The sequence below is a fragment of the Waterburya agarophytonicola KI4 genome (genome assembly GCF_020640915.1).
GTDB classification, from domain to species: domain Bacteria; phylum Cyanobacteriota; class Cyanobacteriia; order Cyanobacteriales; family Xenococcaceae; genus Waterburya; species Waterburya agarophytonicola.
In genome coordinates this window covers 1-15,181 of the sequence record NZ_JADWDC010000048.1, presented here as the reverse complement: position 1 = coordinate 15,181, position 15,181 = coordinate 1, and the positions used below count along the sequence as shown (strand labels likewise).

15 protein-coding genes are annotated in these 15,181 nt (G+C 39.9%); 4 read left to right on the top strand and 11 right to left on the bottom strand.

Features of this window, described 5'->3' with window-relative positions:
* Positions 1–25 precede the first annotated feature (25 nt).
* From I4641_RS16630 to I4641_RS16600, 7 genes are all read right to left on the bottom strand, one after another.
* Positions 26–532: a Jag family protein gene (locus I4641_RS16630; protein WP_229641702.1), complete on the bottom strand. Its 507-nt coding sequence runs from the start codon at positions 530–532 to the stop codon at positions 26–28.
* A gap of 15 nt (positions 533–547) precedes the next feature.
* The gene (gene yidC, locus I4641_RS16625; protein WP_263858254.1) at positions 548–1,702 is read right to left on the bottom strand and encodes a membrane protein insertase YidC; all 1,155 of its coding nucleotides are present in this window, start codon (positions 1,700–1,702) and stop codon (positions 548–550) included.
* Between the two features lie 112 nt (positions 1,703–1,814).
* A complete protein-coding gene (locus I4641_RS16620; protein ID WP_229641700.1) occupies positions 1,815–2,210 on the bottom strand; it encodes a PH domain-containing protein in 396 nt (131 codons plus the stop codon).
* Entirely contained in the window at positions 2,200–2,571 is a 372-nt protein-coding gene (gene rnpA, locus I4641_RS16615) for a ribonuclease P protein component (RefSeq protein ID WP_229641699.1), read from the bottom strand. The genes I4641_RS16620 and rnpA overlap by 11 nt, the downstream gene beginning before the upstream one ends.
* Positions 2,572–2,576: 5 nt before the next feature.
* Positions 2,577–2,714 (bottom strand): 50S ribosomal protein L34, encoded by a 138-nt coding sequence (rpmH, locus tag I4641_RS16610; RefSeq protein WP_229641698.1) that lies wholly within the window; start codon positions 2,712–2,714, stop codon positions 2,577–2,579.
* Between the two features lie 125 nt (positions 2,715–2,839).
* A complete protein-coding gene (locus I4641_RS16605) occupies positions 2,840–3,385 on the bottom strand; it encodes a DUF2808 domain-containing protein (protein WP_229641697.1) in 546 nt (181 codons plus the stop codon).
* Between the two features lie 194 nt (positions 3,386–3,579).
* Positions 3,580–3,984, bottom strand: coding sequence for a hypothetical protein (locus I4641_RS16600; protein ID WP_229641696.1), 405 nt, complete (start codon positions 3,982–3,984; stop codon positions 3,580–3,582).
* 60 nt (positions 3,985–4,044) lie between these two features.
* Here I4641_RS16600 and ispF point away from each other — a divergent pair, with 60 nt between their 5' ends.
* The 3 genes from ispF (at position 4,045) to I4641_RS16585 (ending at position 8,531) form a co-directional block, all read left to right on the top strand.
* A complete protein-coding gene (ispF, locus tag I4641_RS16595; RefSeq protein ID WP_229641695.1) occupies positions 4,045–4,524 on the top strand; it encodes a 2-C-methyl-D-erythritol 2,4-cyclodiphosphate synthase in 480 nt (159 codons plus the stop codon).
* Between the two features lie 220 nt (positions 4,525–4,744).
* The gene (locus I4641_RS16590) at positions 4,745–5,485 is read left to right on the top strand and encodes a peptidylprolyl isomerase (RefSeq protein ID WP_229641694.1); all 741 of its coding nucleotides are present in this window, start codon (positions 4,745–4,747) and stop codon (positions 5,483–5,485) included.
* Between the two features lie 13 nt (positions 5,486–5,498).
* Complete coding sequence (locus I4641_RS16585) at positions 5,499–8,531, top strand: peptidase domain-containing ABC transporter (protein ID WP_229641693.1); 3,033 nt, start codon at positions 5,499–5,501, stop codon at positions 8,529–8,531.
* A 78-nt stretch (positions 8,532–8,609) separates the two neighbouring features.
* Here the strand turns inward: I4641_RS16585 and I4641_RS16580 are convergent, their stop codons facing one another.
* Positions 8,610–10,307, bottom strand: a complete 1,698-nt coding sequence (locus tag I4641_RS16580) for a metallophosphoesterase family protein (RefSeq protein WP_229641692.1) — start codon at positions 10,305–10,307, stop codon at positions 8,610–8,612.
* Between the two features lie 870 nt (positions 10,308–11,177).
* Positions 11,178–12,032 carry a diaminopimelate epimerase gene (gene dapF / locus I4641_RS16575; protein WP_229641691.1) on the bottom strand — a complete coding sequence of 285 codons (855 nt, stop codon included), beginning with the start codon at positions 12,030–12,032 and terminating at the stop codon, positions 11,178–11,180.
* Between the two features lie 39 nt (positions 12,033–12,071).
* On the opposite strand from dapF, the gene I4641_RS16570 reads away from it, so the two are divergent.
* Positions 12,072–12,284, top strand: coding sequence for an Hfq-related RNA-binding protein (locus I4641_RS16570; RefSeq protein WP_229641690.1), 213 nt, complete (start codon positions 12,072–12,074; stop codon positions 12,282–12,284).
* A 241-nt stretch (positions 12,285–12,525) separates the two neighbouring features.
* Here the strand turns inward: I4641_RS16570 and I4641_RS16565 are convergent, their stop codons facing one another.
* Together I4641_RS16565 and I4641_RS16560 are read right to left on the bottom strand one after the other, a co-directional pair.
* A complete protein-coding gene (locus I4641_RS16565; protein WP_229641689.1) occupies positions 12,526–14,574 on the bottom strand; it encodes a beta strand repeat-containing protein in 2,049 nt (682 codons plus the stop codon).
* The gene (locus I4641_RS16560; RefSeq protein WP_229641688.1) at positions 14,568–15,107 is read right to left on the bottom strand and encodes a hypothetical protein; all 540 of its coding nucleotides are present in this window, start codon (positions 15,105–15,107) and stop codon (positions 14,568–14,570) included. The genes I4641_RS16565 and I4641_RS16560 overlap by 7 nt, the downstream gene beginning before the upstream one ends.
* Positions 15,108–15,181: the final 74 nt, after the last annotated feature.

The window sequence follows — 15,181 nt, the reverse complement described above, 5'->3', positions numbered from 1 at the left end:
GCTCTAGTTTTGTAGAGAATGAAGGTTACAGTTCAACCTCAGATGATTGTAATCTGACAACCAGTCTTCTGTCTGGTTCTTGACCGCGACTTTCACTCTTCAAACCCTCTGTCTCTTCAATGAGAGAGTGTATTTGTTTTCTTTCTGCTGAAGATAAACCTGATATTTCGATCTCTTCTCCAGTGCTTCTAACTTGCTCTATGGCATCTTGAGTCAAAATTCCTAATTCTTGATTGCGTCGAACTCTATAACCATCCAATTCAATGACAAAAGAGTTTTGGGTTTCTGGCTCGGCATCCAAATTAAGGATTGTGTTGGCGAGGTATTGAATAGCATCTATTCCTTCGCCTTTATCCCCAATCAACTGTTGTGTTTCTTCTGGAGTCAAACCGCTGCCGTCTATATTTAACCAACTAGAGTTTGAATTACTATCTAAAGTTTCAAACCCTTCTGTATTTACCTTAGCGGTTAGATTCATTAAAGCTAAAAGCCGATCTAACCACTCCTTCCCCGAACTAAGTTGACTATCCACTATGATTTTTAGTTACTAACCTGAAGTTTTTTCTTTCTTTTTAGAACGCTTGCGCTCAAAAGGTAGAGCTTCTCGCGATGCAACTGCTTCCGCTTTTTCTTGTTCGTCAAGCATTTTCTGCAAGTTTTCGGGCAAAGGTTCGCGCATCAAAAACCAAGTTTGACCAGTTTGGAAGAAGTTCGCCACCACAATATACATCAATACCCCAGCAGGGAGGGGAAAGAATAAAAACATTCCACTAAAGAGCAGGGGAGTGATTTTATTAATTGCTTGTTGCTGATCTGCTCCTCCTGGGCTTTTCTGCGCGCCACTCATTTGTTGGTTGACATAGATACCTACACCAAACATCAATACCATTGCCAAGATGTCGAAATTGATGTTGCCATTTTCATCAGTCACCCCAACTCTACCGAGTTTCTCAATAAATAAGAATCCTGTATTGGCTGCGATTCCAGGTACGGTAACTTGAATGGTAGCGTCTCCAGGTTCTAAAGCCGTAATCGTACCGTCGTCATTGATTCTAATTCTTTCAGAGCCTTTAGTCACTTCTAAGGTAGGCTCGATATTGCTGTCGGGATATTCCTTGAGTAAATTATTTAATGATTTACCTTCAGGAGTTTGCAATTCTACTTTTGTGCTTTCTCCCACTCCCAATTTGTTCCCACCAGGCAACATTGCTGCAATTTTGTCGTGAATACCGTCTTCGATATAAATATTTTTGGGTTTGGTAGCAAAAGGCTGAGGCGCGATTCTTTCTATTTGCTCGCTGGGCAAAATCTGGACGTTTATATCGTAAGGAGTATTAGTAAATGGCGATCCTCTGAGGGTGGCGAATAAAGCAAATAAAATTGGCATTTGTAAGAGCAAAGGCAAGCAACCCGCCAAAGGATTGCCAAATTCTTGCATTACTTTGGCTTGCTCTTCTCTTTGCTTTTCTGGGTCATTTTTATACTGTTGCTTAATTTGTTCTTGTCGCTCCTTCATCATAGGTTGGACAATTTTCATTTTACGCATATTACGAATTTGCCCCGCACTAAGAGGCACAACCGCCAAACGAATTACGATTGTTAGAGCGATAATTGCAAAACCATAACTCGGCACAAGTCCATAGAAAAAATCTAGGATTGGGAGCATGATGTTGTTTGAAAGAAAGCCGATACCAAAATCCATTTTTTAATCTGTCCAGCCTTGACGGGATAACTTTTATTTTTAGTCCAGTTTAGCCGATCGCCCTTGGGGGAAAACCGATCTAAACTGTATTTTAGGTTAATTTATGATTTAATTAGTTGACTCGAATGGTTTCGAGGGGTCTGCCTGTTTTATCTGCTGCTTTTTCAGAGATATAATCGTAAATTTCTCTAAATTGGGGTACTGCGCGCATTTCTAAACGGCTTTTGTCTCTGAGGGTAATCACTAAATCTCCCCACAAACCAACTCCTCTAGGAACTTTAACGATTTTAACTACTTCAGAATAAATAATGTCCGTGCGTTGTCTGCCCTGCCAACCACCAATTACAGAAATTCTACGGCTAGTAATGCGGTAGCGCAACCACAAAGCTCTGACGATCGCCCCCACTGTTAGAGGGATACAGATAACTGTAAAGGCTAATAATATATTAAAAATTAAATCCCCTACGTGAGGACCACCTTCGTAAAAAACGTCTTCTTTAATGCCCATCGATTATTTTTGCTTTTTTTAATAACTCTTCTAATTCTCGCAAAAAATGTTCATATTTGCATTCAATTGCTTTGGGCTTAACTACAATAACTATTTTCCATCCAGGAGCGATCGCTTTTCCTTGAGATCTAATTATCCCTTTAATTTGTCTCTTAATTCGATTGCGGACTACTGCTTTTTTACTGACTTTTTTACTAATAGAAATACCAAACATCGATGCTGTCGGGCTAGCACAAATCTCGTTCTGTTTTGCATTAAGAGCAATTAAAGTCAAATTAGGACTGTAACAACGGATACCCCGATCGTAAACAGCCCTATAATCTTTTCTATTCCTTAGCCTCTGAGCTTTTGGCAATCCCACATTAATTAAACAGCAAGACGATGACGACCTTTCTTACGACGGGCTGCGATCGTTCTCTTACCGTTAGTGGTTCGCATGCGAGCGCGAAAACCAGATTTTCTTTTCTGCTTGCGGTTAGTTCCGCCCAAAGTACGTTGAGTCATTATATCTATCCTCTATAAATTTAAGCTAAATTACTTGACAAAAAGCCACAATCTATAATCTTATCGTGGAAGATGGTTGCAAGCAACCACCATATTGACAAGAAAGTAAAGCTATGAATACCAAATTAAGGATCGATACTGATAACCCAAGCACCAATTCGTTCGGGAACGGGAGTATTGACAGCGGGAACAACCTGAGCGTAGAAATAATAAGTTCCCACTTCGGGATTTTTAGTATTAGACAAGACAATCTCGACTTTTTTAGCTTCTTTGAGGGGTTCGGCTAATTCTATCTGGATTAAATAATTTTTTTCATCCCAAACTACACTTTTGAGGGGTAAAGATTTTTTCTTATCTCCATTGGGGCGGACTTCAATTTTATCAGTATTAAACTTGCCATCAAAATAATCGGGATAGGAAATTATAAATTGAGTAGCGCCGTTTGCTAGTTTCTTTTTGGGAATGCGGAGACGATAGCGATCGCGTTGCTTGGCAGCCCCTCCAAAATCTAGATAGTAATTCAAAATATCAACATCGCGATCGCCAAAAATAACCAATCCTGGCGTTCCTTGAGCCTGGGCAATGGTATGCAGTCCGCCAATAGAGCAAGTAGCTATAGCTACGGCAGCCAAGGTCAATAATGGTTTGAAAGATGATTTATTAATAAACATAAAATATTGCAAATAGTAAACTTTAACCAAAATATCAAATCTTTAGACGCAAATAGGACAAGAAAGTGCCACTTCTATAGCTGTCAAAAAAAACAGCAGCTAGTCGTTGATTTTTTATCCTGTAACCCAAGATTGTATTAACAACTAACTACCGAACACCGAAAACTAATCCATAACCAATGACCAAAAGCTTTTTAAAACTTAAATCCTAAGATGCCATTGATGCCTCGAACAGAATGATATCCACCACCAACTACGAGAAATTTGCCCGCGCTAATATGAACGCCACCAGAATAGGCAATATTTTCGTCTCCCGTGTAGTAGCCAATTCCTAAAAATGGAGAAACCACGGGTAAAGGAACAAAAGTCAGAAAATCTGCTCCCGTAGCTCCTTCTTCTCCCGTGCCAACTTCTAAGGCAGTACCAGCAAATCTAAATCCAGCACCATAACTAACCAAGTCATCTACTGTGCCAATCGTACCCCAAACTTCAGGTAAAATTTGACTGGAGGCAGGGGCTGCCCAGATTGTTGAAATACAAGCAGTGGCAATGCCAGTAATAATTGCTGGCTTAGATATACAACGAAGATGATTCAGCATATTTTGTACACTCCAACACTAAATAAATACACAACTAATCTAGGATAATTCATTCAAACAATGAACATTCGCATTGGCAATGGCTACGATATTCATAAATTAGTAACGGGTAGACCCTTAATTTTAGGAGGGATCGAAATCCCCCACTCTTTGGGATTGTTAGGACACAGCGATGCTGATGTTCTCACCCATGCCATTATGGATGCTCTTTTAGGGGCGTTAGGAATGGGAGATATTGGACATTATTTTCCCCCCAGCGATCCCAAGTGGAAAGGGGCTAATAGTATGAGATTGATGGAACAGGTTGCGGAAATGATTGTCTCTCAAGGCTGGAAAATCGGCAATATAGATTCCACTGTAATAGCAGAACGACCCAAACTCAAACCCCACCTCAAATCTATGAGAGATTCCCTAGCCCAGACTTTGAAAGTTGACATCGATCGCATAAGTATTAAGGCTACTACTAATGAGGAGTTAGGCCCTGTGGGCAGAGAAGAAGGGATCTGTGCTTATGCAGTGGTTTTATTAGTTAAAGATTAATCGATTTAGTGACCGACAAAAAACTACAAGCGGTGTGTCATTCTCACTAAAGTAAGTTAAGTTAAGATAGCAAAAATCTAGACTAGGTGTACTAACCAAGCAAGATTTAGTCATAACCCAAACTCAAAGTTACTAATCAAAGTTTTATTTAAGTGCCATAAAAAAAATTAATTGTAACTATCTTTGTATATCGGCGTAATTTTCGTCTATCTCAACCAATATGAGTGTAGTTTTAGAAGTAGACAACCAAGTATATACTGCGGAGGATTTAGTCCCTCTTTTAACTCAGTATCAAATGCTGCCCAAGCTAGCCCAAGAAATTCTGATTGATAAAGTAATCGCTGGGGTTGAATGTACGGAAGAAGAAAATACAGCAACCTACAGCCAATTTTGCCAACAGAATCAGCTGACATCAGAAGAGGAGACAGAAGCTTGGTTAGAAAAACAAGGAATGAATCGCGAGCAGCTACAAAATCTGATTACCAAAAGACTGAGACTTGATAAATATAAAGAGAAAACCTGGAACGACCAAGTAGACGCTTATTTCATCAAGCGCAAGTCTCAACTCGATCGCGTCGTATATTCCCTGATTCGCGTAGAAAAACCAGAAGTAGCTCAAGAATTGTATTTTCGGATCAAAGACGATGAAAATACTTTTAGCGCGCTAGCCATGGAATATTCCCAGGGTACAGAAGCGCAAACGGGTGGTTTGATAGGTCCTGTAGAGATTAATGCTCCTCACCCCAAAATTGCCCAGATTCTCGCTACTTGTCAACCAGGTCAGCTAATCCCCCCAACTCGGGTTGGGGAATGGATTGTAATCGTTAGGTTGGAAAACTATCTTTCGGCAAAGCTTGATGAACCAATGCGGCAAAGAATGTTGGATGAATTGTTCCGCGAATGGCTCAATAAAGCAACCAAGCAAAAAGTATCTTTCCTAAATAGTCCAGTTACCAGTTAGCTCTACTCGACCTATGACTAATACCAATACTACCAAGATTGTCGAACAGTTTCTTTCTCTTGTTCCCCAATTCAATCAACTAGATCCAAAAGCGATCGCCGAAATTGCTCCAAAACTCAAACCACTAAGGTTTGGGGTGGGAAAGGTGATGATCATGCGGGAAAAAATGCAGGGTCAGGTAGCAATTATCTCAGAAGGAGAAGTAAGACTACTGGGTTACGATCCTCGTACTAAGATGCCCACCACTCTAGATAAACTCAAGCCAGGACAAATTATTGGTTGGGTCAATTTGGCTAGGGGTTTGCCTTGCGAAACGGCAATGGCAAGTACGGAAGTAGTTTGTTTGGCTCTCGATAATGAAGATTTTCTCTCTTTAATCGAGCAACATCCCCAGCTAGCAGCCCAATACAAACTCAAGCCAGCCAAAGTTGAAATCTTCGATCTATTAGGAATTCAACTAGAAGAAAAAGCCCAAGGAGATTGGGAACTGGCAGATTTGGCAAATCAGATGACTGAATTTGCCGAAGTTTATTATTTGCCACCAGGAGAACACCAGTTAACTTCAGAAGTTGCCAAACCATTAAGAGATCCTAGTTTGATTTGGTTGGTCAGCGGTGGTGGCACGATTGATGAGTTTCCTGTAGGTAGTCGTCTGGAATTAACTAGAGATCGTCAAACTATTACGGTAAAAGGCGATCGCCCGACTCGGTTGATTTCTATTCCCAAAGCCTATTGGTTTGCAGGGGAAGAAGAAAGTACCATCATTGAAGATCCTCTCTCCGAACTAGATGCAGGGGGAATCATTGGTTTGGACTTGGGGGAAACTGATTTCGACGACAATGAAGGCTTGGGAGAAGGATATACTTTTCAAGGGGAGGAAGAACCAGTTTCTTCAGAAAAGAAAAATTATCCCTATTTTCCAGGTAAAACTACCCTAGATTCTGGGGTGGCTTGCTTCCAAATGTTGAGCAAGTACTTCGGTATGCCTTTTCGTAAAGAGGTAATCAAGCGAGTCTTAAAAGAGCAACTGGAGAGGACTCCGACTTTATCCTTACCTCTGTGTGGTGCGGTTTCGGAATTGATGGGGCTTAGTCCTCAATTGATTAATATTCCCGCCCAAGCAATTACCCGTTTAGAAGGCCCTTGTTTGGTAACTTGGCAAGATGGGTTGGCTTTGATCTACGAACTGACGGAAAACGAGTTAGTCATTGCCGTTCCCGAATTGGGGGTACGTCGCTATAAACCCGAAGACTTTATTGAAACTTGGGGCGATGGGGGAGAAGTATTATTACTCAAGAAAACCAAGGATACTCCCCAAGAAAGATTTGGTCTAAATTGGTTTTTACCCGCACTGCAAAAATACAAACGGGTTCTGATAGAAGTGTTTATTGCTTCTTTCTTTGTACAGCTATTTCAACTAGCTAACCCCTTGATGATTCAGGTGATTATTGATAAAGTAATCAGCCAAAATAGTCCTAGTACCCTGGGTTATTTGATTTTCTTCCTGATTGTCATCAATGTTTTTGAAGCTTTGTTGACTACTCTGCGGACTTATTTGTTTGTCGATACGACTAATCGTATTGATTTATCTTTGGGTTCGGAGATTATCGACCATTTACTCAGATTGCCCTTACGCTACTTTGAAAGAAGACCAGTCGGAGAAATCTCTACCCGCGTCAACGAACTCGAACGTATTCGGCAGTTTTTGACGGGAACGGCTTTAACCGTAGTTTTAGACTGTATCTTCTCGGTAATCTATGTAGCGGTAATGTTCCTCTATAGTCCATTACTGACGGCGGTAACTCTGGCAATTATTCCCGTGTTTATTGCCCTGACGTTAATCTTTTCGCCGACAATTCGCCGACAATTGAGGGTCAAAGCCGAACGTAACGCCGAAACTCAGTCTTATTTGGTGGAAGTCCTCACGGGTATTCAAACAGTTAAAGCGCAAAACATTGAATTGCGATCGCGCTGGAAATGGCAAGAGCGTTATGCTCGCTACGTTTCTACTGGCTTTAAAACTGTGATTACTTCGACTTTAGCTAAATCTGCCAGTGACTTCCTCAACAAGCTTTCTCGGGTAATTTTGATTGGGATGGGGGCATATTTGGTTTTGGATGGCAAACTAACTCTGGGTCAATTAATCGCCTTCAGAATTATTGCTGGTTATGTGACTTCTCCAATTATGCGTCTGGCTACTCTATGGCAAAACTTCCAAGAAACTGCTCTGTCTCTGGAACGTTTGGCGGATATTGTTGATAGTCCTGAAGAGGGAGAAGCCGATCGCAATAATATTCCGATGCCTGCAATTACAGGTAAGGTTAAATACGATAATCTTTCCTTCCGCTTTAAAAATACTGGTCCACTTCAATTGAAAAATGTAACTACGGAGTTTGAGGCTGGTACATTTGTGGCAATTGTCGGGGAAAGTGGCGCGGGTAAGAGTACCATGACCAAGCTTTTGTCTCGACTCTACGAACCAGAAGGGGGCAGGATTTTAATTGATGGTTATGATATCAACCGCGTGGAACTGTATTCGATTCGCCGTCAGATTGGGGTAGTTCCTCAAGAAACCCTGTTGTTTGAAGGAACAATCTTAGACAACATCGCCTTGACTAATCCCGATGCAACCACGGAAGAGATTATTGCTGCTGCTCAAATCGCTGCTGCTCATGACTTTATTATGACTCTACCAAATGGTTATAACACTAAGGTAGGGGAAAGGGGTTCGGCACTATCTGGGGGACAAAGACAGCGTATTGCGATCGCGCGTACGATTTTGCAAGCTCCTGCGATGATGGTTTTGGACGAAGCAACCAGTGCTTTGGATTTTGCTACCGAGCAAGAAGTATCTCGCAACCTCAAGGAAGCCTTAAAGGGACGTACCGTCTTCTTTATTACCCACCGTTTGGGTACGATTAAAAACGCGGATACCATTGTGATGATGGATGCTGGTTCGATTGTGGAACGAGGAACTCACGAAGAGTTGATGGCGTTGAAAGGACGTTATTGTTATCTGTATCAACAACAAGAGTCTTCTGTTTAATAATTAGCAAAAAGAGCGTTATTTTGAAAATCAAAGCCAGCGATCGCGCGATCGCTGGCTTTGATTTTCAAAATAAATCTATTGCTGGAGTTTAAATTCGTCGAATTTTACGACATCTGAATTGGGTTTGTGGGTGTCGTAACGATAACTGCTTACTGTTCCTGTTGAGGTATTAAAAATACTAAATACTGTAATATCATTACTGGCAATATAAGGCAGAGGTTGCCCTTTTGCGTCTATTAAAGGAGCAATATTCGGTACAATTGGATCTAAACCGTTGGGATTTCCCGTAGCTGCAAAGTTTTTTGGGCTGTAGGTGGGAATTAGTCGTTTATTATCTCCTAAATGCGCGCCGTAGCTATTACCCACGTTGGAAGATTCGAGAAAGTGCATTCCCGATTTACTCTGAAATCGATTCCATAAATGGGAATGTCCGTAATAGACTAACTGGACTCCCGCTGATTCTAATAAAGGAATTAGATCGCGAATAATGTAATCATTCTCAATCGGATAATCATAATAGAGCGATCGCAATTTGCCATCTAGTTCGTAGGGTTTTGCTTGCGGATCGGTATAGGGAGGAACGATATTACCCCCTAATGTGTGGGGAGGATGGTGAAACATGACTATTTTATATTTAGCCTGTTGATAAGCCAGGCTGGCTAATTCTTGCTCTAGCCATTGATATTGTTTGCTTCCGCAGGCGATAGGCTCAAAAATATGCTGTCCGTAGCCCCAATTTGCGGGATCATCTAAATTGTCGTTACTTTCTTTATAACGCCCCCCTTCCTCCCCTGCTAAACTAGGCTTGCGCCAAATATTGGTGACATATAAAGAGATTAATCTGATATCCCCAAAAGTTGTGGCATAATACCTTTGATCTCCCGTATTACTTTGAGGTAGGCTAAAAATTTCTTCATAAGTATCGGTATTAAAAGAATTGTTTTTAATCCAGTCTTGTTTGACTCGATCGTCTTCGGTAGGATTAATTTCCCCCGCTTGTTGCTGATAAAATTCTGCTGCAATTTGACGGGGTAGAGGATTATTGAATTCTTGTTTGAGAGTGGGTTGGGATTTTTGTCCCATTACCTCATGATTGCCGATCGCGGTAAATAAAGGAGCGTGTTGGATTATTTCTCCCCCTCGATAAATAGTTTTGATTCCATCTCTTTCTAATTCGTAATTCCCCCTTCCTTGTAACGCAGGAAAAAATGCACCCCCAGCAAGATCATCAAACCATTCTGAAGCGCGATCGGGGACATTAACTAAATCTCCAGGGAAAAATACTGCATCTAATCGATCTACCGTTTCTACTACTTTGCTTAAATTAGCTGTAGTCATGGGCATTAACTGATGATCTGAGGTGAGTAAAATTTTTAGTGCCTTATTTGGTGTGGGGTTGCTGGCTAGGGTGAATGTGTGGCTCGTTATGGTTTTTTTATCCTGCATACTTTTGACTCGATAAGGTATGGGTTGATCGCAAATTAAACCCGTTACTGTTGCTTCGTGTCGCCAAATGTTTCTCGCCCTGGTTTGGGGTGAGAAATTATTATTTAATTGAGAATCTCCATCTTCTCTAACTCGACTTAATTTGGTGGTATTAGCGATCGCCTTTTGCTTTAATTGCGCTCCATATTCTACCCAATGTTTATCTCCCGCAAATTCAGTAAACCAAACAACGTTGACGGTATTTTTGGTAGGTAATTGGAGAAAAGGATCGCTTAGTAATGAGTATTGGTATCTCTCGATTGATGGTTTTTCTGAAGCAAAGTTCATGGACAAATATTTAATGGAGATTGGTAAAAAAACGATTATGGTTGCCAATATTAGTTTACCGATTTTCATTAATTTGATTGATGGTCGGAAGATACTTATTTGAGATATTAGTTAAAAAGCCAATCAATTTGCAGCAATATTTATTTGCAGTGTTTTGAGTAATTTAATCAAAATAATTTGTTTGACGATCGCATTATTTTTTTTCTTCGTATATTTACTCAAAAGCTTATTTGCTTTGCAAAATAGGCGTTATAACACCTCTAGATTGCTTTTTAACCATAATTAAATTTTAAATATGAAGTATCTTTATCGGGTTAAGAAATTCATATGACCCAGATAAATTATGGTTAAAATAATTTACCATCCCCATCTATGACCGACTTTTTTTTAGTTTTGAAGGTCTGAAAATCTTGTGTAGCAACAGTTACAAAAAAGTTTTTAAAAACGAAGATCGAATTTAAATGTAATTTGAAAGATAATATTTTTATTATTATAAATAGCTAAATCAACGATTTATCAAGCATCATAGCAATCTGTTTTTAATAATTTGATAAAGATACAAAAAACACCTAGATGTTTTCAACTAAAAGTGTTTATAATGGTGAGTATCAAAAAGGTAATTCTACTGGGTTCTTCAACCAAAAATATAGTAAAGCTTTTCCAAGTAATTGTTGATATTAAAGCCTTGCATCTGTATTTAGATCGCCTGTGAATTATGAAATATGTGTGTTTTGTGGTATCCTTCTTTTTAAATCCCACCCTTTAATGTTTAGGGGTGGGATTTTTGTTTTTATTGCTAGTAAATAAGGTTATTTGAACGTTATTTGGCAGTTAGACAATAGACAAAGATTCCTAAGATTTGGCTCAAACTTACTCAGCAATAGTGAGATATTTTCCTTTAAATACTTCCGTTGCTGGGCCAGTCATATAAACTCGATTATCCATCGCCGACCAGTCAATTTGGAGGCATCCTCCTGGCAATTCCACCGTGCAGGAACGATCGCATTTATTATTTAGAACTCCAGCCACTACAGTGGCGCAAGCACCAGTTCCACAAGCCAAAGTAATCCCCGCACCTCTTTCCCAAACTCTCATTTTGAGATAGTCGGATTTAACTACTTGAATAAACTCTGTATTGGTACGCTGGGGAAATACCGAATGATGTTCGAATAAAGGGCCGATTTTTTCCAAATCGATGCGATCGCTGTCTTCCACAAAAGTAATACAGTGAGGATTGCCCATGCTAACTGCCGTAACAGACCAAGTGCGATCGCCTACTTCTAGGGATTGGTCTACCACTTTATCCCCTTGAGAATTTAAAGTAGTAGGAATTTGGGCGGGGCTTAACTGGGGTTCTCCCATATCTACCCTCACGTTTCCATCCTCCGTTAATTTGGGAATAATTACCCCCGCCAGAGTGTGAATTCTGTAAGATTTATTAACTTCGGTGTTTCCCGACAGATCGGCGATAAACTTGGCTAAACAGCGTATGCCATTACCGCACATTTCTGGTTCAGAACCATCAGAATTATAGATTCTCATCGTATATTCTGTATCTTCTTTTCCTGGGAGGGCGAAGATAACACCATCTGCACCAATGCCAAAGTGGCGATCGCACATTTTGCTAGCTTCTTGGGGAGTGATAATAGGGTCGGTAGAATGAAGATTATCAATCAAAATAAAATCATTGCCCAACCCTTGGTATTTGCTAAACTCGATTACCATCTTTAAGATTTTCCTAAAAAGAATACAAAAACTGAAAATATGACTGAATTTGATACATCTTTGCCTGGTATAAGACAAGTCCAAAATTATATCAAAAACAAGCAAGAAGTAGAGTTAAAACTAGTTACGGATGATTTGCTTGTAGGCAAGCTTATTTGGCAAGATGCTAATTCTCTTTGTCTAATAGATCATTACAGCCAAGAAACAATTATTTGGCGACAAGCCTTAGTTTTTCTCAAACCAAAAGCTTAAAAGCTTCGATCTATCAATAATAAAAGGCGGGCAATTACCTGCCTTTTAGGTAGAGTCGAGGGAGGCTATTACGCCTCTCCCCTCTCTTTGAAATCCGTACGTCGGAGTTTCCCAGCATATCTGACTTTTCCCGTCTTCGAGGTTCGGATTCTTTGTATTGTACATTGAATTCAAGGCTACTAAAACACCAAGGTTTAGCGGTTGGCGAAAGGATAGTGCGCGCTTTTAGCCGTGGGTGAGCTTACAGCCCACAATTAATCTTAGTTTCAGGAAGGCGATCGCCTTGGTTATTGGTGCGATATGCTGTCAATATAATCTCGCCATTTTCGGTTCTTTCAATGCCTCTAGCGGGTTGTATTTTTCCTTGACTAGTTTTGATAGGTTGAGGAATACTGGAAGTGGAATTAGCTTGAGTATTACCTGAAAGAATATCCGAACCCAAAGGATATTCTGGTGCTTGAGGAACGCCACCTTTTCCTTCAATAGTTAATCCACTATTAGCGATCGCTTGTCTGTTCGCTTTGCAGGCTTCGGCAGTTGTTTCTTCTAGTCCAACTGGATCGTTGGGTAATTCAGTTATCCCTTGAATAGGATTTACATTGAGAATACTAATTGAAATATTACCATTAACACTGAATTCCGAACTCGCATTAATGTCATTAGTATCGTCATCTAAAGAACGTTCTCTTATACCAAAGACACCATTAGAACTAATTGAAATGTTTCCGCCACTACCACCGAAAGCATTAGCAGTAATATTGTTATTCTTTTGAGGATAAGCAATAATAAAATCTGAATCAATAGAAATGTTCCCACCACTACCACCAACATTTTCTATTCCCGCAGCGGTAGCCGTAATATTGCTATTTTCTCTAAAAGTCAATCGATCTGCTTCTCTAATATTAATTTCTCCACCATTACCACCCGCAGATATTGCAGCAATAGTACCTCCGTTAGTAAGTTCGATATTAGCTGCTGTAATATTAAGAGTTCCCGCATCTCCCGTTCCTTGATTGGAATTAAGTACTCTTTGTACATTAGCGGGCAAGTTTGTCTCTAATTCAATAGATTCGCCAGGAATTTCGACTCTTGTTATTTCTCCATCAGGACTCAATTCCAAAGTACTTCCTCCTCCTGTCTCAATCGTTCTAGTTATAGTTCCAGATGACTCAATACTGAATTCTCTCTCAATAAAGTTGTTAACCCCAACTTGAGCATTATTTTGTACGATCAACTGTGGAGAATTAAGATTAACAATTCCCGAATTTCCGCTAGCACCAGTACGACTAAATAATCCGCTATTTAATCCTATAACTTTTATCGATTCAGAAGCGTTAATTGTTAGATTACCTGCACTTGAATTACTAAGAGTTTCTGCTGAAATTAAACCACCGTTAGTAACTGATATATTTGATGTTTCTACTTTTATTTCTCCTGCACTTCCTACGCCTGTAGAAGAAATTTGACTAAAAATTCCGCTACCAAATCCATCAGAGCTTGTCCCATCAATCAATACAGAATCTGAACTGATTGTAATATTTCCTGCATTACCTTCGCTAAAAGTAGTGCTATTTAGTGATGCTCCATCTAATAAAGACAGATTGGTTGTATTAAGGGTAATTGTTCCACCCGATCCAGTTCCAGTCTCACCTACTTGACTAAAGATATTACTATCGATTAGTTCAGTAATCCCATTGACATTTACTAAAATGCTACCCGCATTACCATTACCTGACGTACTACTACTCAAAGATGCTTGATTTGATAAAGATAATGAATCTGCGGTGATGTCAATATTACCTGCATTATTTGTTTCCTCTGCGGTACTAAAGGTACTACTTTCAATCGAACTAAATCTGGTTGTAGCTTCATCAAATTCCGTAAAACCAGAAACATTAATAGCGTTGCTAGCATTAATCTTAATCTGTCCGCCATTCCCTTGTCCCAATACGTTACTGCGAATAGTTCCGCCGTCAACTAAATTGAGATTGGCGGTAGTAACGTCAATGTTCCCAGCATTTCCTATACCACTTGCTGCAACATTGTTAACAATTCCGCTAGGAAATCCATTTTCATTGATACCCTGAAAAGTAATTGTATCGGCTGCATTGATGGTAACTATCCCCGCATTACCAGTCCCAAATACTCCCGATGAGATTTGCGAACCCTCAAGCAAAGAGAGATTGGTTGTATTAACAGTAATTGTTCCCCCTTCTCCCACTCCACCAGGAGCTACTTGGCTAAAAATATTGCTATCGATTAGTTCAGTAATTCCATTGATATTTAGCAAAATGCTACAATGGCGTTGCTAGCATTAATCTTAATCTGTCCGCCGTTCCCCTCTCCTATAACGCTGCTGCTAATAGTTCCCCCATCAACTAAATTGAGATTTGCGGTAGTAACGTCAATGTTCCCAGCATTTCCTACACCACTTGCTGCAACATTATTCAGAATTCCACTAGCGAATCCATCACTACCTATACCTTGAAAAGTAATATTATCCGCTGCATTGATGGTAACTGTACCTGCATTACCCGTACCAAATACTCCTGCTGTAATTTGTGAACCATCTAGCAAAGAGAGATTGGTTGTATTGACAGTAATTGTTCCTCCGTCTCCTACTGCACCAGAAGCTACTTGGCTAAAGATATTACTACCTGTTAATTCAATATTGTCTCTGACATCGATTAGAATATTTCCACCATTACCTTGACCAAAAACACTTGCATTAACTTGTGCGCCATTAGTCAAACTGAAATTATCAGTTTCAATATTTATATTTCCTGCATTTCCTATTGCTTCTTGTGCAACAAAACTAGTCACGCCTGTTCTGAAACCATCTCTAAGCTTAGACGCACCTAGTTTAGGTTATAATCAGGGAAAAAAAAGAGCGATCG